General features: G+C 40.1%; 18 protein-coding genes and 1 pseudogene. 9 read left to right on the top strand and 10 right to left on the bottom strand.

The window, feature by feature from the left end:
- Positions 1 to 88: 88 nt before the first annotated feature.
- On the top strand, positions 89 to 295 hold the full coding sequence (locus tag M595_RS11410; RefSeq protein ID WP_023066396.1) for a hypothetical protein: 207 nt from the start codon (positions 89 to 91) through the stop codon (positions 293 to 295).
- Between the two features lie 142 nt (positions 296 to 437).
- On the opposite strand, the gene M595_RS11415 is transcribed toward M595_RS11410, so the two are convergent.
- From M595_RS11415 to M595_RS11445, 6 genes are all read right to left on the bottom strand, one after another.
- A complete protein-coding gene (locus tag M595_RS11415; protein ID WP_040483972.1) occupies positions 438 to 1,226 on the bottom strand; it encodes a peroxiredoxin-like family protein in 789 nt (262 codons plus the stop codon).
- A gap of 139 nt (positions 1,227 to 1,365) precedes the next feature.
- Positions 1,366 to 1,875 (bottom strand): MogA/MoaB family molybdenum cofactor biosynthesis protein, encoded by a 510-nt coding sequence (locus M595_RS11420; protein WP_023066365.1) that lies wholly within the window; start codon positions 1,873 to 1,875, stop codon positions 1,366 to 1,368.
- 116 nt (positions 1,876 to 1,991) lie between these two features.
- Positions 1,992 to 2,327, bottom strand: a complete 336-nt coding sequence (gene psb28 / locus M595_RS11425) for a photosystem II reaction center protein Psb28 (protein ID WP_023066420.1) — start codon at positions 2,325 to 2,327, stop codon at positions 1,992 to 1,994.
- A 121-nt stretch (positions 2,328 to 2,448) separates the two neighbouring features.
- Positions 2,449 to 4,827 (bottom strand): DUF1565 domain-containing protein, encoded by a 2,379-nt coding sequence (locus M595_RS29230; protein ID WP_071809909.1) that lies wholly within the window; start codon positions 4,825 to 4,827, stop codon positions 2,449 to 2,451.
- A gap of 294 nt (positions 4,828 to 5,121) precedes the next feature.
- Positions 5,122 to 5,670, bottom strand: a complete 549-nt coding sequence (locus tag M595_RS11440; protein ID WP_040483974.1) for a DUF3611 family protein — start codon at positions 5,668 to 5,670, stop codon at positions 5,122 to 5,124.
- Between the two features lie 158 nt (positions 5,671 to 5,828).
- Complete coding sequence (locus M595_RS11445; RefSeq protein ID WP_023066439.1) at positions 5,829 to 6,137, bottom strand: hypothetical protein; 309 nt, start codon at positions 6,135 to 6,137, stop codon at positions 5,829 to 5,831.
- A 694-nt stretch (positions 6,138 to 6,831) separates the two neighbouring features.
- On the opposite strand from M595_RS11445, the gene M595_RS11450 reads away from it, so the two are divergent.
- Positions 6,832 to 8,046 carry a 2,3-bisphosphoglycerate-independent phosphoglycerate mutase gene (locus tag M595_RS11450; protein WP_023066423.1) on the top strand — a complete coding sequence of 405 codons (1,215 nt, stop codon included), beginning with the start codon at positions 6,832 to 6,834 and terminating at the stop codon, positions 8,044 to 8,046.
- Positions 8,047 to 8,086: 40 nt separating this feature from the next.
- On the top strand, positions 8,087 to 8,959 hold the full coding sequence (locus M595_RS11455) for a YihY/virulence factor BrkB family protein (protein WP_023066389.1): 873 nt from the start codon (positions 8,087 to 8,089) through the stop codon (positions 8,957 to 8,959).
- A gap of 132 nt (positions 8,960 to 9,091) precedes the next feature.
- Here M595_RS11455 and M595_RS11460 read toward each other — a convergent pair whose 3' ends face one another.
- A complete protein-coding gene (locus M595_RS11460; RefSeq protein ID WP_023066400.1) occupies positions 9,092 to 10,573 on the bottom strand; it encodes a cytochrome P450 in 1,482 nt (493 codons plus the stop codon).
- Between the two features lie 138 nt (positions 10,574 to 10,711).
- On the opposite strand from M595_RS11460, the gene M595_RS32710 reads away from it, so the two are divergent.
- The 4 genes from M595_RS32710 to M595_RS11475 all read left to right on the top strand — a co-directional run bounded on the left by M595_RS32710 (position 10,712) and on the right by M595_RS11475 (position 15,109).
- On the top strand, positions 10,712 to 10,840 hold the full coding sequence (locus tag M595_RS32710) for a hypothetical protein (RefSeq protein ID WP_275044461.1): 129 nt from the start codon (positions 10,712 to 10,714) through the stop codon (positions 10,838 to 10,840).
- A gap of 457 nt (positions 10,841 to 11,297) precedes the next feature.
- A complete protein-coding gene (locus M595_RS11465; RefSeq protein WP_023066399.1) occupies positions 11,298 to 12,992 on the top strand; it encodes an FAD-dependent oxidoreductase in 1,695 nt (564 codons plus the stop codon).
- Positions 12,993 to 13,016: 24 nt separating this feature from the next.
- The gene (locus M595_RS11470) at positions 13,017 to 14,252 is read left to right on the top strand and encodes a hypothetical protein (protein ID WP_023066394.1); all 1,236 of its coding nucleotides are present in this window, start codon (positions 13,017 to 13,019) and stop codon (positions 14,250 to 14,252) included.
- Positions 14,252 to 15,109, top strand: a complete 858-nt coding sequence (locus M595_RS11475; RefSeq protein ID WP_023066373.1) for a mechanosensitive ion channel family protein — start codon at positions 14,252 to 14,254, stop codon at positions 15,107 to 15,109. The genes M595_RS11470 and M595_RS11475 overlap by 1 nt, the downstream gene beginning before the upstream one ends.
- 24 nt (positions 15,110 to 15,133) lie before the next feature.
- Here M595_RS11475 and M595_RS11480 read toward each other — a convergent pair whose 3' ends face one another.
- Positions 15,134 to 15,553, bottom strand: coding sequence for a hypothetical protein (locus tag M595_RS11480; RefSeq protein WP_023066428.1), 420 nt, complete (start codon positions 15,551 to 15,553; stop codon positions 15,134 to 15,136).
- 94 nt (positions 15,554 to 15,647) lie between these two features.
- Here M595_RS11480 and M595_RS11485 point away from each other — a divergent pair.
- Positions 15,648 to 15,995, top strand: a pseudogene (locus tag M595_RS11485) (aminotransferase class I/II-fold pyridoxal phosphate-dependent enzyme); the annotation flags it as partial.
- A gap of 65 nt (positions 15,996 to 16,060) precedes the next feature.
- On the opposite strand, the gene M595_RS11490 reads toward M595_RS11485, so the two are convergent.
- Complete coding sequence (locus M595_RS11490) at positions 16,061 to 16,399, bottom strand: hypothetical protein (protein WP_023066437.1); 339 nt, start codon at positions 16,397 to 16,399, stop codon at positions 16,061 to 16,063.
- 78 nt (positions 16,400 to 16,477) lie between these two features.
- Here M595_RS11490 and M595_RS11495 point away from each other — a divergent pair, with 78 nt between their 5' ends.
- Positions 16,478 to 17,221, top strand: a complete 744-nt coding sequence (locus M595_RS11495) for a YdcF family protein (protein ID WP_023066433.1) — start codon at positions 16,478 to 16,480, stop codon at positions 17,219 to 17,221.
- Between the two features lie 33 nt (positions 17,222 to 17,254).
- Here M595_RS11495 and M595_RS11500 read toward each other — a convergent pair whose 3' ends face one another.
- Positions 17,255 to 17,740 (bottom strand): allophycocyanin subunit alpha-B, encoded by a 486-nt coding sequence (locus M595_RS11500; protein WP_023066434.1) that lies wholly within the window; start codon positions 17,738 to 17,740, stop codon positions 17,255 to 17,257.
- Positions 17,741 to 17,870 lie beyond the last annotated feature (130 nt).

Below are 17,870 nucleotides of genomic sequence, written 5' to 3' on the forward strand. Positions count from 1 at the left end.
GTATTAATATTAGTTGTAGATTGATTATCGCTCGTCATTGCGATCGCCAGAAAATTGTACAATGTAATGATTCACAAGAAGACAACTAATGAGTAAAATCACAGTAGAACACAACCAACTCAATCATTTTCCTCAAGTTGGTGACACCATTGCCAATGCTTCAACCGGAGTACAATATGAAGTTTTGAGTTATGAATCTGGAATTTTCACTTTAACAAAACTTCCGCCAGAGGATGAAGTTACATCTGATTACATAGTTGCGGTTTTTAATGGAGAAGTTTTAGAGTCTGACTAAAATATTCCCCGATAACTAGCAGGATTATAGAGATAAAAAAAGCCTCCTGCTTTCAATTTGGAGGCTTTTTAACTTCAGTTTATGGAGAGCTTAAAAATTATTGATTTAAGAGTTGATAGCGCAAATTCTGTTGTTGATTTGACTAATATTTATTAGGAGTAACAAAACCCGAGAGGAAAGAGAGCGGATTACTCATATTAGCAGCGAAGTCAAGGATGGCGCGATCGCGATGTTCATAAAGCAATTTCCCTTGTTGATTAAACAGGAAAGTGGCTCCTCGTTGAGTCAGATAAGCAGAATTAGGAACATAGGTTTTCCAGTTGGTCAGCACTTCTGTCATATTTCGTAGTCGCAAAGTCGCTAACTCAAATGGACGCTGAAAACCCCGACCCCCTGCCCATTGGAAGAATGAACCTTTGAGTGGAGGTAGAGGAGTCGCCCGAACAATTTCGTCATCGCCAATTAACTGAGGTGCTTTGGCATCACCCCGATATCCGCGAAACACTTCGGCTAAAGTGCCGGGGCTACCAATTCCAGCACACATCAGCATCAGGTTCAGCCCTGCATTTACACCCGGTGATAAACCCGGTAACTTCAGAGATAAACCTGAATATAGATCGAGTGTTTGATGCAGTTCGGCGCTGCGATCGACAAACAAACAAGCGGGCGGAAATCCAGTATAATCACAGAATCGCTGACCCGAACTGCGATCGCCAATTCCTACAGCTCGAATTGTGATGGGTTGCTGAGATAGCTGTTCGGCATCTCGTCGCAACCACCAAGCATACTCCAAGCTGTCGAAATCTCCCAATTGTGGCAAGATTAGCACCAACTGCCAGGGTTTATATTGGCAACCGCTCAAGATAGATGTGACAACTCCATCACTCACCCGTTGCCGTTCAGTTTGATTCAAGAGAGTATATATATTCATCAGCGACCTGTCTACTCATTCCTACATTTTCCTTTAACCCCATCAACCCCGACAATTTTTTCGGTGAGAATGAATTTAGGAGAATAATCAAGTTATCAAAAAAAGTATTAAACTTAAACCATCAAAATGCGGGTTAAAATTAAGAAGATTTTAATTGGGTGATCAAATGAGTGAGTTCAGGTAAAATCAGCTTTTCCATGGCTAATTTGACTGCATTGGTTGAACCGGGAAGCGAAAACACCAACGTCCCCTGACAAATTCCAGCCACAGCCCGAGAAGCGATCGCCCGTGACCCGACTTCAGCGTAACTCAAACTGCGAAAAATTTCACCAAACCCCGGCAACGTTTTCTCTAAAATCCCTGCGATCGCATCATAAGTGGTATCGCGGGGTGCAATTCCGGTACCTCCATTGAGAATTAATACATCAAGATCCCGAAGTTGACACAAGCCCCGAACTTCAGTATGAATTTCTCCAGGTTCATCGGGAAGAATCAAATATTCTTTAATCTGATATCCCGCTTGTTGGAGTTTATCTTGAATCAACTGACCACTACTATCGGTTTCTGGGGTGCGAGTATCACTCACCGTAATCACCACACAATTGATCTTAATCTCAGAATGATCAGCATGAGGACGGGATGAAGTCATCGTCAATTTCCTCGTTTATACTTCTGACAAAGAGGGTTGGAAAAATGTCCATTTTCTAATGAGAAGTCAGGTTTTATGGGACGTAAAGACCTTTCCCGACTTCCCCTAGCACCCTATCAAGATTTGCTAAATTCTAAGCCATTGGCTTCAGCATAACGGTTCATAAACCGCATAAACCGATTCCACTCCTCCTCCGACTGCATTAAATAAAATGCCTCTATTGCTTCGGGCTTACCATTAATAAACTTTGCTTTCACCTCACGGGTTAGTAATTCTCCTTCCTCGTCAATTAAGTACATTCCCGTAATTTCCTCAGCAAAATCATTCGCGAGGGCGTTGGGATTATCAAAATAAAAAGTCGCCGTTCCCTGAGTGTTATCGCGAGAACGAGTTAAACGAACATTCGGAATTACATCTTCATCAATTCCTTTTGCAAATTGGATTGTAGCCATAATCTTACGAACAGATTTTAAACAATTGTTAAATTTCCATCCTCCATCATAAAACGCCAAGGGCACCTAAAACTAGATGCCCTCAAAAATTGAAGATGAATTTCTCGAACTTCACCCTACCTTAGACAATATAAGGAGAATCAATTCTCTGGGCGCGACCTGTCGCCACTAAGGTTTGATATAAAATCGCTGCCACTTCTCCGCGAGTAATATCCCGTTGAGGCGACAATAAATCCCGACGGGGATGATTAACCACCATTCGTTTTTCTGTTGCTGTCGCCACCGCATCTGTCGCAAAACTCGGAATTTGGGCGCGATCGCTATAAGCGAGTAAAGAGTTCGAGGTTCCCCCGGTCAGCTTCAATCCATTTACTAACGATACAATGGCTTGGGCGCGAGTTAAATTTTGGCTAGCCCGAAATGTACCATCGGGGAACCCGGCTAAAAATCCCCCCCGGTTGGCTTTCTCAATTACCGCTTTTGCCCAGAAATCAGAGGCAATATCCTTAAAGTTCGTCCCGGAACGAATGGGAGTGAGTTCAAACGCCTTTGCTAATAATGCGGCGTGTTCAGCGCGACTTAAACTATTATCGGGTCGGAAAGTACCATCAGGATAACCGCTAATAATATCTAAATCAACTAACCCCTCAATAAACGCTTTTGCCCAATGTGTACTAATATCGGTTAGACCATTACCACCAGGTGTGGGTGTAGGAGTGGGGGTTGGAGTGGGTGTGGGTGTGGGTGTGGGGTCACTAATACCATAATCAATGTCTCCTTTTGTGTTATTCGGGTTAATTTGGTTTCCGACGGAGATCAGTTTAAATTTTCCCGCATTCTGCACATCATATTTGCCGTTATCGCGGAAAATATTCTCACCCGGATCTTGATAATTGCCTAAATCGGGAAGGGCATCTGCAATTACAGTTAACCCATCTTGGAGGTTCTTTTCAATTAGATTTTTCCGTAAAACGGGTTTACTACTCCCGGAGAGAACCAATCCGGTGCGATTTCCTGAAATCTCATTATCTACAATTAACGGCGCGGCTTGAGATTGTACTGCGATCGCATATCCAGTATCTTGAAACTTATTACCGCGAATTTCTCCTTTGGCATTTCCGGCTAAAGCAATTCCATTCCCGGCATTTTGCAGGAATACACTGTTTAAAATTTCAGGAGTCGCGGTTCCGGTAATAAATACCCCTTCTCGCTTAGATTTCGCAAAAGTACATTGACTCACGGTACAAGAAATTGATTCGATCCAAACGGCGGTTCCGCGAATTTGGTCATTGGTGACACTAAATCCTTCTAGCGTAGAACCATTTTCCATCCACACCGTCACATTCTGACCTGCCGCACTCGGACTGGTAAACCGTCCACTTCCGGTAATTTGAGTATCCTGACCCTTTTTAGCTGCATTTCCAGAAAGCTTCACCCCAGACGAGACAAAGATCGGAAAGCTTTCTCCACTAGCTGCGGTATAGGTTCCCGGTGCGACTTGTACAACGGTTCCCGCTTGGGCTTGTTGGAGGGCTTTTGTAATTGTTTTAAATGGACTCGATTGAGTACCGGAGTTAGAATCATTTCCTGTAGTGGAATTAACGTAAAGAGTCATAACTGAAACTGTAGTAAAATTCTGAGCAACAACATTGACATTACCTTGAATGCGATTTCCGCTAACCTGATTGCCAAAGGAAGCGATCGCCACAAGGCTACTATTTTGTACATCAAATCCGCCATTAGCGGTGAAGGTATTTCTCCCCGGATCTTGAGAAGATCCCAAATCAGGGGCAGCATTTTGAGTAATGACGATGCCATCACTACTATTGCGTTCAATTCTATTGCGGCGTAAGATGGGCTTGGCATCACCTGAGATCAAGATCCCCGAGCGATTTTCAAAGATGCCATTATCGCTAATGTAGGGGGCAGCCTGGTCTTGGATAGAAAGGCCGTATCCAGTATTTTGAAAGATATTTCCCCGGACTTCTCCGGTGACAGTCCCGACGATCGACAAGCCATAGCCAATATTCTCGATCAACAGATTATTGAGAATCTGCGGACTTCCTGAACCTGTGGCGTAAATCCCTTCCCGTTTGTTATGCGTTAGAGTACAGTTGGCTATTGTTACTGTTGCAGACTCTAACCAGATCCCCGTTCCGCGAATCTCGCTATTGCTGACAGTAACACCTCGGAGTTGAGCCTTATTTTCTAATAATAAGGTAACACTTTGACGACCTGCACTCACACTGGGGAAAAGACCACTTCCCTCAATCAAAATACCACTGCCTTTCCCTGACTCATTCCCCATAACAATCACTCCAGCAGGAATCTTTAACGGAAAAATTTCTCCACTGGCGGCGCTGTAAGTTCCAACCTCAAGTTGTACTGTTGTATCAGACTGCGCTTGAGATAATGCTTGTGTCAAGGTTTTCAAAGGCACTGACTGACTACCCTCACCCTGATCATTACCTAAAGCTGGGTTGACATATATCGTTGTCATCGCTATTGGTGGCTACCTAACCCTTTTCGCTTATTCTATGATTCAATTACACCTTCGTTAAACATTGTTCGGGAAATGTCCATTAAAAAATTAATTTCACTTTTCCTGTTCGCTTAAAAGATGCTGTAACCTCGATTATCAAAGGATTACAGCTTTTTTTGTCAAAAAGTCCCTTTAGGCAAGGTTTGAACGTAAACTCTTTCCCAAGTTCGTCAGTGCTATCCCATTTTTTTAAGCGAAAGATTTCACTTTTGTGATCCACTTACCCAATTTATTTTTTTATTACCATTACATTTAGATTTGATATTTCAACCAGATTGAGGTCACAGTCCCAATAAAATGAGCCGCAACTCCATTCAAATTAGCCACCATAATCAAAACATCTAGCGCCCGCACGGCTTCACTGGCATCGGTTAATGTGGTTCCCGGAGGTTGAGAAATTGTTTTGGCCACTAATACTGCTGCTGTTAAACCTGAACCGATTAAAGTCACAAACATTCCTCCTAAACCGATGATTAACCCCAGTTGAATCAGTCGAGTTAAATCTGATTTTGGAGGGGGTTGAGTGGAATCCGCTTTTCGTAAACGTTGACCCACTTGCGTATACCAAAATGCCAAAATAATACTGACGACCGCAGCGATCATTCCACTGATCGCCAAAAATACTCCCCATCCCATTGCTGGATTGGTTTGGGCAGAAATCTGACGACCTGTAATCACAAACAACAAGGAAATTCCCGAAACTAAAACCCCTACAATTTGCAACCAGAAGCAACTCCATCCAGTTAGACGCAAGTTTAATGCTTTTTTCTTTAAGTTTGGAGAAACGGATGAGCTATTCATTTTTTTACTTTTGTATTATGTTAATAAAACTGTCAGTAAACTGCCTAAATTTTCGCTAAATTTTCAACATAATCTAGCTTTCCAGTAAGAGATAAAAAATTAATCAATGTTATGTCTATTTAAAAAAAATTGAGACATTGAGCTGGATATTTCAGTTTCTATTCTTCTATTGAGGGTTTAGAGGAGCGGCGATAAACAGAATTCAGTAATACATCCAATACACCGATTTGTCTAGCTTTTAGGACAGCTTTATGAGTAATTAAATCACCGACATTGAGAATAATTTTGTCCTGTTTATCTCGAATGATGCGCTTAATGGGACGGCCGAGAGCCGCCTTAATTTCCTTGTCTTGTGTGATGCTAGCGATTTGATCTTCGGTGAGGTGAACCGATGAAGACTCTTTCCTGCTTCTTCCTCCCCCCGGTGATCCCATCTGAACTTGTTTTAGATAACTGGGTACTCTCATTTGTGATAACCTCCTGTTTTGGTTTTGGATTTAACGCTGTTTTGATTTAAAATATAGGTTGTAAAAATCAAGTTTTTTAAAATTTACCCCATATATAATATAGTTGAAATCCCCTCTTAGTTTTATCTTCCATAGGTCATAACTTTAGCTGGAAAGGGCATTCTCGTTAAAAATAGTCTCCCTCAACTTGACTGAGAACAGTTCCCAGAAAAGGCTAATCGTCTCAAAAATTGCTATTTTAGCAGAGGAAAATAGTAGACTGACCAAGAAAATATTAAAACTTTCTGAAAATTGATCAAGTTCAACACATTATTCATCTGGATCAAAATAACCGATTAGATTTTACAATCTCTGGCTTAAGTTTGCAAAACACTGGGCGTTACTAAGACTAATCGTATACAAGTTTAAAATGTCCCCACTAAATTTTTTGTAAATTAAGGGCAAACAAGGCTAACTGTTTACTGTTCCCTGTGGACTAACTGAGCCTCCCCATCCTGATTTATATCTTCTCATAGCGATTAATCTGTCTTAGGTTAGAGGAAATTTGATCTATATTTATATATTCTCAAGATATTAGTCTATAATCGGAATCTTTAACCAAAAATTACTGGAAATTCGAGGTACGGCGAGCATAGCCTCAGTTAAATCATCTGATTTCAGATATATTAATTATCGATTAGAGGAAACAATTATCATGGATATAACAACCGTTTGGGAAGAACTCGCCTGGGAACGAGGGGGCAAGATTATATACATAATTCTCGATGGTGTTGGAGGACTTCCTCACCCCGAAAAAGGAGGCACTGAACTCCAAATTGCTCACACTCCCAACCTCGATCAAATTGCCCAACAGTCGAGTTGTGGACTCTTAGAAATTGTCGGCCCAGGAATTACCCCCGGCAGTGGCCCCGGTCATTTAAGTTTGTTCGGTTATGATCCCCTATCCTGGGATGTAGGTCGGGGGATTTTATCAGCTTTGGGGATTGAATTTGACTTACAACCGGGAGATATTGCCGCCCGAGTTAACTTCGCAACGCTTGATGAACAAGGAAATGTTTCTGACCGTCGCGCAGGTCGTATTGAAACCGATCTAAACCGTCGTTTATGCAAAAAAATTAATGAAAAAGTTACATTAGATTTTGAGGGAGAATATTTTTTTGAAACCGTTAGTGAACATCGAGCGGTATTTGTATTACGAGGAAAAGAATTAGATGGTCAGTTAGAAGATACCGACCCACAAGCAACAGGAATCCCGCCAAAAGATCCAAAGCCGTCATCAGAAGAATCTGAAGCAACAGCAGAGTTAGTTAGGTCTTTTATCAATCAAGTTAATCAAGTTCTCGCCGATGAAAACCCCGCGAATAGTATTTTGATGCGAGGATTTGATCGTTATGTTCCTTTTCCTTCTTTAAATGATCGCTTTGAGTTAAATGGGGTTTGTATTGCCGATTATCCCATGTATCGGGGTGTTAGTCGGTTGGTGGGAATGGAGGTTTTACCGCGTCCGGGTGGCATGAAACAACGGTTTCAAGCTTTAGAATCTTGCTACGGCGATGATTATAATTTCTATTTTCTTCATGTTAAACATTCAGATAGTCGCGGTGAAGACGAAGACTTTGAAGCAAAAGTGAAAGTGATTGAAGAAGTTGATCAACTGATGCCAACCGTTACTCAATTAAATCCGGATGTATTAGTGGTGAGCGCTGATCATTCTACACCTGCAATTATGGGCCGCCATAGTTGGCATCCAGTTCCAGTTATGATACAAGCCAAAACAGCACGAATTGATGATGTGGCTACCTTTGATGAATATGCTTGTTTGCGAGGCGCATTAGGGACAAGACCCGGTGTTCATCTGATTGGATTGGCATTAGCTCATGCTCAACGATTGCGGAAATTTGGGGCGTAATTTAGGGAAATTTATTGAATAATAACTCGGAGTAATTTTGATGGGATTTAAGCAAATTTTTCGGCTTTTAAAAGAAACCTTTCAAGAATGGCAAGAGGATAAATCTTCTCGTTTAGCGGCTGCTTTAGCTTATTATACTGTTTTTTCATTAGCACCTTTGTTAATTATTGTAATCGCGATCGCGGGGGCTATTTTTGGAGAAGAAGCAGCTCGGGGTGAAATAGTTGGTCAAATTCAAGGGTTAGTTGGAAAAGACGGGGCGACGGTTATAGAAGAAGCGATTCAAAATGCAGATAAACCTCGAATTAGTAGTATTGCTTCAATTTTTAGTCTAATTTTTCTATTGATTGGAGCATCCGGTGTGTTTGCTCATTTGCAGGAATCTCTGAATGCAATTTGGAATGTTAAAGCCAAGCCTAAAAATGGTTTAGCCGGATTAATCAGAAAGCGAGTTCTCTCCTTTTCTGCGGTTCTGGGAATTGGATTTTTGCTATTGGTTTCTCTGGTTCTCAGTGCAGTTATTTCAGCTTTGAGTAATTATTTAAGCGGTTTAATTCCAGGCGTAGATTTCCTTTGGCAAATTCTAAACTTTGTGGTGTCTTTTGGTGTGATTACTCTGTTATTTGCGTTGATGTACAAGTTCTTACCGGATGCTAAAATTCAGTGGAGTGATGTTTGGATTGGTTCGCTAATTACGGCTTTATTATTTACGATTGGTAAATTCGCACTCGGACTCTATCTCGGACGGGGTAGCTTTGGTTCAACCTATGGTGCAGCAGGTTCTCTGGTGATTATTTTGGCTTGGGTTTACTATTCGGCTCAAATTCTATTTTTTGGGGCAGAATTCACTCAAGTTTATGCCCGAAAATATGGTTCTCGAATTGTTCCAGATGAACACGCAATCCGAATTTAATTCTAGAGAAAAAACCGTTGGTTAGAAAGGGTTTATTATAGAAAAGTAGACTGAGTTAATCGGAATTTTAGCAGCAATACTCAGTCTACAAATATCAAGGTTATTCTTGAAAAAACTAGAAATTTTATCAGCCTATGAAGGTAACTTTACCATTTCTCTAACGTTACCTTCTACACAGCCAACTCCTCGCACAAATTCCCGATCTTGTGGACAGACTTTCATTTGCATTCCAAATTTGGGTTTAATGGCAATAAAACCATTACGATCTATTTTTTGTACCGGAAGATATTCCCAGCGGAAACGCTGTAACAACATCGCTAAAACGATTTTAATTTCCATCATCGCAAAAGCCGCACCCAAACATAAACGGGGGCCAGCACTAAACGGATTGTATTCATAAACAGAAGGATTAATATTCTCCCATCGATTAGGATTAAATGCTTCAGGGTCGCGATAAATATCAGATAGATGATGAGTGTGATAAATACTCACAAAAACCTCTGTTCCCTTCGGTAATAAATAACCTCCTAATTCAGTGGTCTGGGAAGTTACTCGTCCATTCCAAGGAACAGAAGTTATGACTCGTAAACTTTCCTTGATTACTCTTTCAAGTAAAGGTAATTGCTGTAATTGTTTGACGCTTGGAGAGTCGCCATGTAGGGTACTATCAAGTTCATCAAGGAGATCGTTACAGACTTGAGGATGTTGGGAAAGCAATAATAAAGTCCAAGTTAGAGCGTTGGCTGTGGTTTCGTGACCTGCGAGAAAAAGGACTCCGGTATGAGCAATTAATTCGTCTTCTGTTAACGGATGACCCGTATCTTCATAACGGGCTTTGATCAACATTGAAAGTACATCTGAGTCGGGAGTTGTTTTAGCTTTCTTTTCTGCAATAATCCCTTTCATTTGTGTTTCAAACAGGCTCAAGTAATTGAGATATCGATGAAAACTAAAGCCGGGTAAATCTAAGGGCAAGAGTTTGGTAAAAGGAGAGATTTGAATATTAAGAATTTCTTGCAGCAGACTCCCTGCACTTTGATCTTTTTGAGTAACATCCTCACCAAATAAACTCTTAGTAGCGATTCGTAACGTTAACCTTTTCATAAATTGGTTAATTTCACAAGGCTCATTCATCTTAATTTGTTCGATTTCTGACTGCGTGATAGCAACCATATCATCTCGATAAGAATGAAGTTGTTGATGATGAAAAGCGGGCATCATCAATTTTCGTTGCTGTAAATGAGTCTCGTCATTGACTCCAAATAATCCAACACCATAATTTTTGAGGGGTTTAGTTCGTTCTGAAATATCTTTGTAACGATAAAGTGTTCCCGATAAAGGTGCTTTATGATAAATATGAGTTTGAGTGGCAACCTGACGCACAATTTCCGGCCCATAAGCAATCACACTACCCGGACAGTCCGAAGCAGCAGAATAAAGATTTGTTCCCCCTCCCGCAACGATAGAAGCAACTTTACCATAGGTTTTAAACAGTTCACTACTGTAGCCAATAGAGTCTTTAGCGAAGTTGATTGTATTCACTGTCCGTCCTACTAACGGTAGGGGACTAGGGCCAGGAATTGTCCATGCTTTTTGATTAGCGATGGCAGTCATCTTTTTTACTCCCAGATCTATAAATTTGGCTTGATATGCTACCGAAGTTAACATAGGTCGCTATACATTACAAGTGTTTTTTATAAACAATTCTAATGATTGTAGAACCATTAAAGCTTTACACTAATATTCAGTTCAATGGGTATCAATATGCAAAATCTACAATATTTATCTGAGAGTGGAATTCTAGATTGGCTTGTTGTTTTTGGATATCTGGGAATTACCGTTTTTATCATGTGGCAAGTGTTTAATACAAAACCCCGATAAAATTAACTCTGAACCCAATTTCACTTAAATTGAATCAAAAAACAAAAAGCACCCCAACTCCTGGGTGCTTCTTATATAACTCTAGCTCATCGTGATTCAATCACGTTTCATCCCAATCAACTCAAGGAGTTGGGTTGATAATTGAATTAAAGATCGACCATAGACAAAAACAATTACTGATCTTAGTATTGTTATATCTAGAACTCATAAGATTGAATTGTGAAGTCAGTTCTCTTTCAGGATGAAACCCGGACTCTTGTCGGTTAGGGATAGTTGTTAGGACATAATAGAGGAGTGAGTCAGGGGGGCAAATGCCGTCACCTGATAGCGATGACCTTAGATCAAACAAGAATGAGATTTAATTTTAAATTAACAACCTCCTAAAGATAGATATTTTAAACATGAAGGGTCTGCTAAAGTATATAAAATTATTCGGTTAGGAATAGAAGCTATTACTGTGTCTGGAAACTCTCAGGTTGTGATTGTTGGAGCCGGGTTTAGTGGAATTACGGCTAGCAAGATTCTCGCTCAAGCGGGAGTTAACGTTATACTCATTGATCGTAATAGTTATAACACTTTTATTCCGTTACTCTATCAAGTTGCAACTGGACTTCTACAGCCCCAACAGGTTATTTATCCAGTTAGTCGTATCTTAAAAAATTATCCTCAAGCTCGATTTTTGCAAGCTGAGGTTAATGATACAGACTTTGAACGTCAAATTATTCATACCCATGCGGGAGAAATTGACTACAACTATTTGGTTTTAGCCACGGGAAGTCAGCCCCAATTTGCTGAAGTTCCTGGTGCTTCTGAATACGGAAAACCCTTAGTTTCACTTTCAGATGCGGTTAAACTTCGACAACATTTGCTGACTTGTATTGAGCAAGCTCAACAAGAATTAAGCCCAGAACAGTGTAAAATGCTGTTAACATTTGTGATTGTAGGAGGAGGGCCAACTGGAGTTGAAATGGCGGGGGGTTTATGTGAACTCTTGAACAGTTTATTGACGAAGAATTATCCCCAATTACGACAACTCTCTGAAGTTATTTTACTCCAATCTCGCGATCGCTTATTGGTCAGTTTTCCCGAAAAACTGAGTCGATATACCGCCCAACATTTGCAGAAAATGGGCGTAAAATTGCAATTTTCCAGCCGAGTTCAGCGTGTGAGTCCAGAGGGTGTACAATTAGAAGATGGTACGATAATCCCGACAGCAACGACGATCTGGACAGCCGGAGTCGAAGCCAACCCCGCCACCGACACTGAAAACCTTCCCACCGCCCGCAAAGGAAAAATTGTTGTCCAGCCAACCCTACAAATTCCGAATTATGATCATGTTTATGCGGTTGGGGATGTTGCTTATGTGAAATTGGGGGATGAAGCCTTAGCAGGAGTGGCGCCGGAAGCGTTACAACAAGGAGAAGCAACGGCTCATAATATTCTTCGACAAATTCGGGGTAAATCTCCTCAGCCTTTTGAATATATTGATAAAGGTAGAGCAGCAATTATTGGGCGAAATGCGGGTGTTGTTAGCAAAGATAAATTACAACTACAGGGAATATTGGGATGGTTAATTTGGTTAGGAATTCACTTCTATTATCTTCCCGGTGGGCGAAATCGTCTTAATGTTGTTTATAGTTGGATTTGCGATAATATACAACAGTCTCGCTTTGTTAAGCCCATTCTTTCACCTTACCCCGAGTTCAAATCTCTCTATCCTCATAATAAACCGATTTTAACTGTTAGTCAAGGAGCTAAACCCATGAAATATATTCCTTTAGTTGGACGTTCTTTTTTATCGAGTATCTTTCTGTATTCAGCCATTACTAAAATTTTTGGCTTTGCAGGCACCCAACAAATGATCGCAGATCGTGGATTACCGTTTCCGACTTTAATGCTCTTAGGAAATATTATCTTTCAGTTAGTTGGAGGAATTTCGTTAATTTTGGGATATAAAACCCGGATTGGAGCTTTGGTTTTAATTGCCTTTTTAATTCCCACAACATTAGTCTTTCATAATTTTCTCGCTGATCCCGCAGAAACAACAGCATTTCTTAAGAATTTAGCTCTAATTGGGGCATTATTAATGGTATCCTATTTTGGAGCGGGGCCGGTGAGTTTAGATACTGGCAGTGGTGTTGATAAAATTTAACGGAGTCTGAAACTAATTATTCAGATGAACTTTCACATTGAAGATATTGTTCAAAAAGTTAAGGCTTGGTTTCCTAAAGCTCAAGCCCAGATTGAGGCTCAAGCTGCTGAACTTGAAGCCCGATTTAATGAGCAGAATTATATGCCGCTTTCCCCCGAAGAAGTTGCGGATTATCAAAATAAAATTCAGTCTTTATCCTTGCCAGAAGTCTATAACAATGCAATTCAAACTAAACTTTCAGAGGTTTTAACGCCCTGGAAAAAAAACAAAAATTCTGCCAACCATTTATTTATTGTATTTAGTCCTGTTGAGCCAACACAAGCCATTTTTAAGCAAACATTAGAGCAAGTAAATGATGAAACTTTACTGAGAAAATCTCTATCTTGGGAAACTCGCCCGGACGACTATTTGACACTTGAAAATCAGCTTCAAAGCCAAATAGAATCCTCAGAGGATTCTGAGGGAAGCGATAACAACACAAACTCCCAATCTTTAGTAATTATTCCCGACTTAAGTTTATGTTTTTTACGCTGTGTTGAGGGATTAGATAGTGTCGAATACTTGTTTGATTTGATTCTCAAAGATCATTCTCGATTTTGGGTGGTGGGTTGTAATCAATGGGCTTGGAACTATTTTAACTATCTCTATAAAGTGAATAGTTGCTTTGAGCATATTTTTCCTTTAACGAGTTTGAATGCAGTTCAACTAAAACAATGGTTAACTCCCCTTTATGAAAACCTTCCTATAGAATTTGGTGATAATAATGAAGAAAATTATGAGAATAAAGCGAACGAATGGGATGAAGATCAAAACTGGATTTCTAAAGAGGAAAAACAATATTTTGAGCGTTTAGCAGATATTTCCGAAGGATTAAGTCAGCCTGGTGCTTATCTTTGGTTAGATTCCCTGCGATATGTTAAACAGCAAGAAGAAACGAACTCAAAAACGGTAGAACTTCAGGAAGATAAACAAGAAAAACGCTTAATTCTCAAGCGAGCAACTCTGCCCAATTTACCGGAACTGACGAAAGAAGATCGATATTTATTATCTTCTATTGGCTTACATGGAGAAATCAATTTGTCAGCTTTAGCTGTGAGTTTAGGAGAGCCAGAAAGTCAGATAAGAATTCAAGTACAGGGATTATTAAAAACTGGACTTATTTTGCAACAACAGGAATTATTACTATTAAGTTCAGCCTATTATCCTCGACTCAAACGAGATTTAATTGACAATCAAATTTTAGCCGGAGAAAAGGATTAATGCTACTCGGATATTTTTTGGCTCAAATCAATAATGATAATGGTTTAGAAAAAGCTTCAGATATTCTCTCAGAAATTACAACTTCTAAAATCATTCAAGCCCTGATTATTCTTGCCATTACTTACGTGGGAATGTTTGCTATCGATAAGTTAATTCATTGGTTGGCAGAAGAAGTTCCCCTCAGATTTCGCTTGAGTGTAAAACAATCTTTACCCTTTTGGAGAGCATTTTTACTCGGTTTAGCGATCATTCTGTTGATTCGGTTATTTTTGAAGCTGTCTTCTAACAATGTTTTAGCTTTAACGGGAACAGTTGCAGTTGCGTTAGGGTTTGCATTTAAGGATTATATTAGTTCGGTTATTGCTGGAATTATTGCTTTATTTGAACGTCCCTATCAAGTCGGTGATCGGGTTAAAATTGGAGATGAATATGGAGAAATTGTTGACTATGGTTTGCGAGGTATTCGTTTACAAACACCCGATGATAATATTGTTTCTATTCCCCATAACAAAATTTGGACGGAAGCGATTTCCAATTCTAATAAAGGGGATGTAGAAGCTCAAGTTGTCGCCAATTTTTATTTTGAACATAATGTTGATGTTGACAAAGTGATTAAAATCTTATACCGAGTTGCGTATACGAGTAAATACACTCAATTAATGCTACCAGTTTTGGTGATTATGGATGAAAAACCTTGGGTAACTAACTTTAAACTGAAATGTTATCCCATCGATGCTCGGGATGAATTTATTTACAAAACGGACTTAATTAAACGGGCTAAACAAACCTTTGCAAAACAAGGAATTTCCTATCCGATGCTCTCTCCTCAATCCTACGACCTTTTGGAAACCGATTGATAATTATATCCTGAATTCAAAAGTTTAAATTCTCCGCCTTCCGCTAACATAGTCTATCCAATATGCCGCAACAATTCCCCAAATGGCGTTAAAAAGAATCACAAAAACCGGAGTCAAAGCCCCCAAGTCCAAACCCATCATTCCCTTTTGGGCTTTTAACGGAAAAACGATAAATAACTGTACCAAAGTTGGCCCAATACTCAATAATAATCCCTTTAAAAAAGGTTTGTAAGCTAATCCCGGAAGAAAAAATAAAAAGCCCCATAAACCGCCCCAAACAATGCGAGGATAAAGCCAAGCTGGGGTAAGTTGAGGGGCGATACTCACACCCAGAGAAGTCGTAATTCCCAGTAGTCCAAATAACCAAACTGCTAGACTATTCACTAAACCCCCTAAACAGCCGGCTGCAAAAAATAGTGTTAATTTTTGGGTGATTGATTTCATGTTAAAGTTAACCTAAGTTTAATATTAAATTGAATGTAATCAGAGATTTAGTCTAAAATTATTTTACTAAAAAATCACTCATTTTTCAAGGTTTATGACTTCTCAATTTTCTCGAATGCAGTTTGTTCAGTCTCCGATTATTCCCGTTGTTGCTGAACTGATTAGCGCCCATCCCGGTACAATCTCGTTAGGTCAAGGTGTAGTCTATTATAACCCGCCAACTGCCGCATTTGAAGCGATTTCTAATTTTGCCAATTCCGATAATCACAAATACAAAGCCGTTGTCGGAATTGAACCTTTACAAGAGGTTATCGCCGCCAAACTCCAAGCCGAAAATCAGATTTCAATCACCGATAAAAACTGTATTGTTGTCACCGCAGGGAGCAATATGGGGTTGATGAATACGATTTTAGCGATGACCTCTCCCGGCGATGAAATTATTTGACAAACGCCTTATTATTTTAACCCTGAAATGGCGATTGTGATGGCAAGTAAAGTTTGTCAGTTTTATTGAGTTAATGTTGCTGCACAAGCTGTTCCTACATCAAAAATTGCGGCGGGGGGTTCATCACTTTGATTAGTCTCCGCATAAACTTGAACAAACTCATCAAAAGTATATCGAGCTTGAAACTGTTCGAGTGTACAAGTACATAAAGATTTTGACTGTTTTTCTGTCAAACCTTGAGCCATAGATCCTTGCAAACAAGCCTCTAAATAAGCATCAGTAACCTCTTGAGGATAGGGATTTTTTGGTTGTTCTTGAGTCGGTTGTGCCGTCACACTGGTGATGGTTCCATAACCGAGAATAGCAGACAAAAGAATAACAGAAAGTTTTAAGATTTTCATGGTTATTGTTAGCTCAATCTGGTGTTAAATAAAATTACATCAATTCCCATCAAGACTGCTTCATCGTTCCCAATTTCTATGAGCCATCCCGCTAGCAAACCCTCAGTATTTAGACGTAGACTGTCTCAAAAAGTTCTACTGATTAGTTTGGGAATTTTGCTGATTGTGACTTCCGTTCGACTCATTTCTCAAGTGATCACTTTACCCTCCGCTGCCCAACACCCTGTTGATGCCTTTTTGGTTCTGGGGGGAAGTATCAAGCGAGAAATATATGTCTCCGAGTTAGCGGCGCAGTCTCCTAACACTCGAATTTTAATTTCAACGGGTTCTGATGACCCTTGTATTTTAAAACTATTTGAACGCAACAACACCCCCTTAAAACAAGTTTGGTTAGAAAAATGTGCCAACTCAACCTTTACTAATTTTGTCTTTTCCCAACCGCTTCTCAGTCAGTGGAATGTACATCATATTCAGTTAATTACTTCCAAAAGTCATCTTCCTCGGGCGCTGTGGATGGCGCAAATTATTCTCGGTGCCCACGGAATTTGGGTAGAACCGAACCTAGTCCCTGAAACGGGGGTTCCGGGAAATCGAGAGTCTATTGTCAAAACCGGACTTGATCTGACTCGCGCTGTCATTTGGGCGTTTGTGAGTCAAGGGGTTCAACTGTCTTGTTCTAACGTTGTTCAACTTCGTGATGTTAATCTTAAACAATGGTGTAAAGATGGATTTTCCTGTGAATATCAAGGCGGAGTTAATCCTCAACAGATTTGTCAGGAGTTGGGAAAGGGCGAAAAAAAAAACCCGCCCCTACAGTGGTAAAAGGCGGGTGAGGTAATCCTAAAAAGATAAAGATTAAGACATCGCTTGAATGATAAAGTCGAAATAAGGCCCTGCTTCGCGGGCATCATCTTCATCTAATAGGGCTAGAGAAGCATCCTTTAAACAGCGAATTGCTTCAACCATTCCCGGCATCGGGACACCGAGAGAGTTGTACATCTCTTTAACCCCAATTAAGCCAATGCTTTCAATGGGGTCTTTGTCTCCAGAGAGAATCCCGTAGGTAATCAAACGCAAATACCAACCATAATCGCGCAGACACAGCGCTTTTTTTTGTTGTCCGAAAGCATTACCCCCTGGGGCAAGGAAGTCAGGACGCTTTTTCCACAGTTGACCACTGGCGCGATCAACAATTTTCTTTTCATTTTCAGACAACGTGGTGGCAATACGCACCCGTTGTTCCCCCGTTTTTAAAAAGTCGCTGATGTTTTGGAGTTCACCAGTGCTAGGATAACGGAGTTCATCGTCAGCTTTGAGAATAACTTGGCTTACTACAGTCATCTGTAATTGGAGTTTATCAAGATCACATTAAGTAGTTTAGCGACTCTGGGATACACAAACCAACAAATAGCCAATTTTAACAAAACACTAAGTAATAATTCTTATTGCTATCTGTGTAAAACTTGATATC

Origin of the sequence: Lyngbya aestuarii BL J, from assembly GCF_000478195.2 — a bacterium.
In the GTDB taxonomy this organism is placed as follows: domain Bacteria; phylum Cyanobacteriota; class Cyanobacteriia; order Cyanobacteriales; family Microcoleaceae; genus Capilliphycus; species Capilliphycus aestuarii.

Excerpts from the sequence above, each read along its gene's own strand:
- M595_RS11410 (WP_023066396.1), top strand. The coding sequence starts at position 89 with ATGAGTAAAATCACAGTAGAACACAACCAACTCAATCATTTTCCTCAA.
- M595_RS11415 (WP_040483972.1), bottom strand. The coding sequence starts at position 1,226 with ATGAATATATATACTCTCTTGAATCAAACTGAACGGCAACGGGTGAGT.
- M595_RS11420 (WP_023066365.1), bottom strand. The coding sequence starts at position 1,875 with ATGACTTCATCCCGTCCTCATGCTGATCATTCTGAGATTAAGATCAAT.
- psb28 (WP_023066420.1), bottom strand. The coding sequence starts at position 2,327 with ATGGCTACAATCCAATTTGCAAAAGGAATTGATGAAGATGTAATTCCG.
- M595_RS29230 (WP_071809909.1), bottom strand. The coding sequence starts at position 4,827 with ATGACAACGATATATGTCAACCCAGCTTTAGGTAATGATCAGGGTGAG.
- M595_RS11440 (WP_040483974.1), bottom strand. The coding sequence starts at position 5,670 with ATGAATAGCTCATCCGTTTCTCCAAACTTAAAGAAAAAAGCATTAAAC.
- M595_RS11445 (WP_023066439.1), bottom strand. The coding sequence starts at position 6,137 with ATGAGAGTACCCAGTTATCTAAAACAAGTTCAGATGGGATCACCGGGG.
- M595_RS11450 (WP_023066423.1), top strand. The coding sequence starts at position 6,832 with ATGGATATAACAACCGTTTGGGAAGAACTCGCCTGGGAACGAGGGGGC.
- M595_RS11455 (WP_023066389.1), top strand. The coding sequence starts at position 8,087 with ATGGGATTTAAGCAAATTTTTCGGCTTTTAAAAGAAACCTTTCAAGAA.
- M595_RS11460 (WP_023066400.1), bottom strand. The coding sequence starts at position 10,573 with ATGACTGCCATCGCTAATCAAAAAGCATGGACAATTCCTGGCCCTAGT.
- M595_RS32710 (WP_275044461.1), top strand. The coding sequence starts at position 10,712 with ATGGGTATCAATATGCAAAATCTACAATATTTATCTGAGAGTGGAATT.
- M595_RS11470 (WP_023066394.1), top strand. The coding sequence starts at position 13,017 with ATGAACTTTCACATTGAAGATATTGTTCAAAAAGTTAAGGCTTGGTTT.
- M595_RS11475 (WP_023066373.1), top strand. The coding sequence starts at position 14,252 with ATGCTACTCGGATATTTTTTGGCTCAAATCAATAATGATAATGGTTTA.
- M595_RS11480 (WP_023066428.1), bottom strand. The coding sequence starts at position 15,553 with ATGAAATCAATCACCCAAAAATTAACACTATTTTTTGCAGCCGGCTGT.
- M595_RS11490 (WP_023066437.1), bottom strand. The coding sequence starts at position 16,399 with ATGAAAATCTTAAAACTTTCTGTTATTCTTTTGTCTGCTATTCTCGGT.
- M595_RS11495 (WP_023066433.1), top strand. The coding sequence starts at position 16,478 with ATGAGCCATCCCGCTAGCAAACCCTCAGTATTTAGACGTAGACTGTCT.
- M595_RS11500 (WP_023066434.1), bottom strand. The coding sequence starts at position 17,740 with ATGACTGTAGTAAGCCAAGTTATTCTCAAAGCTGACGATGAACTCCGT.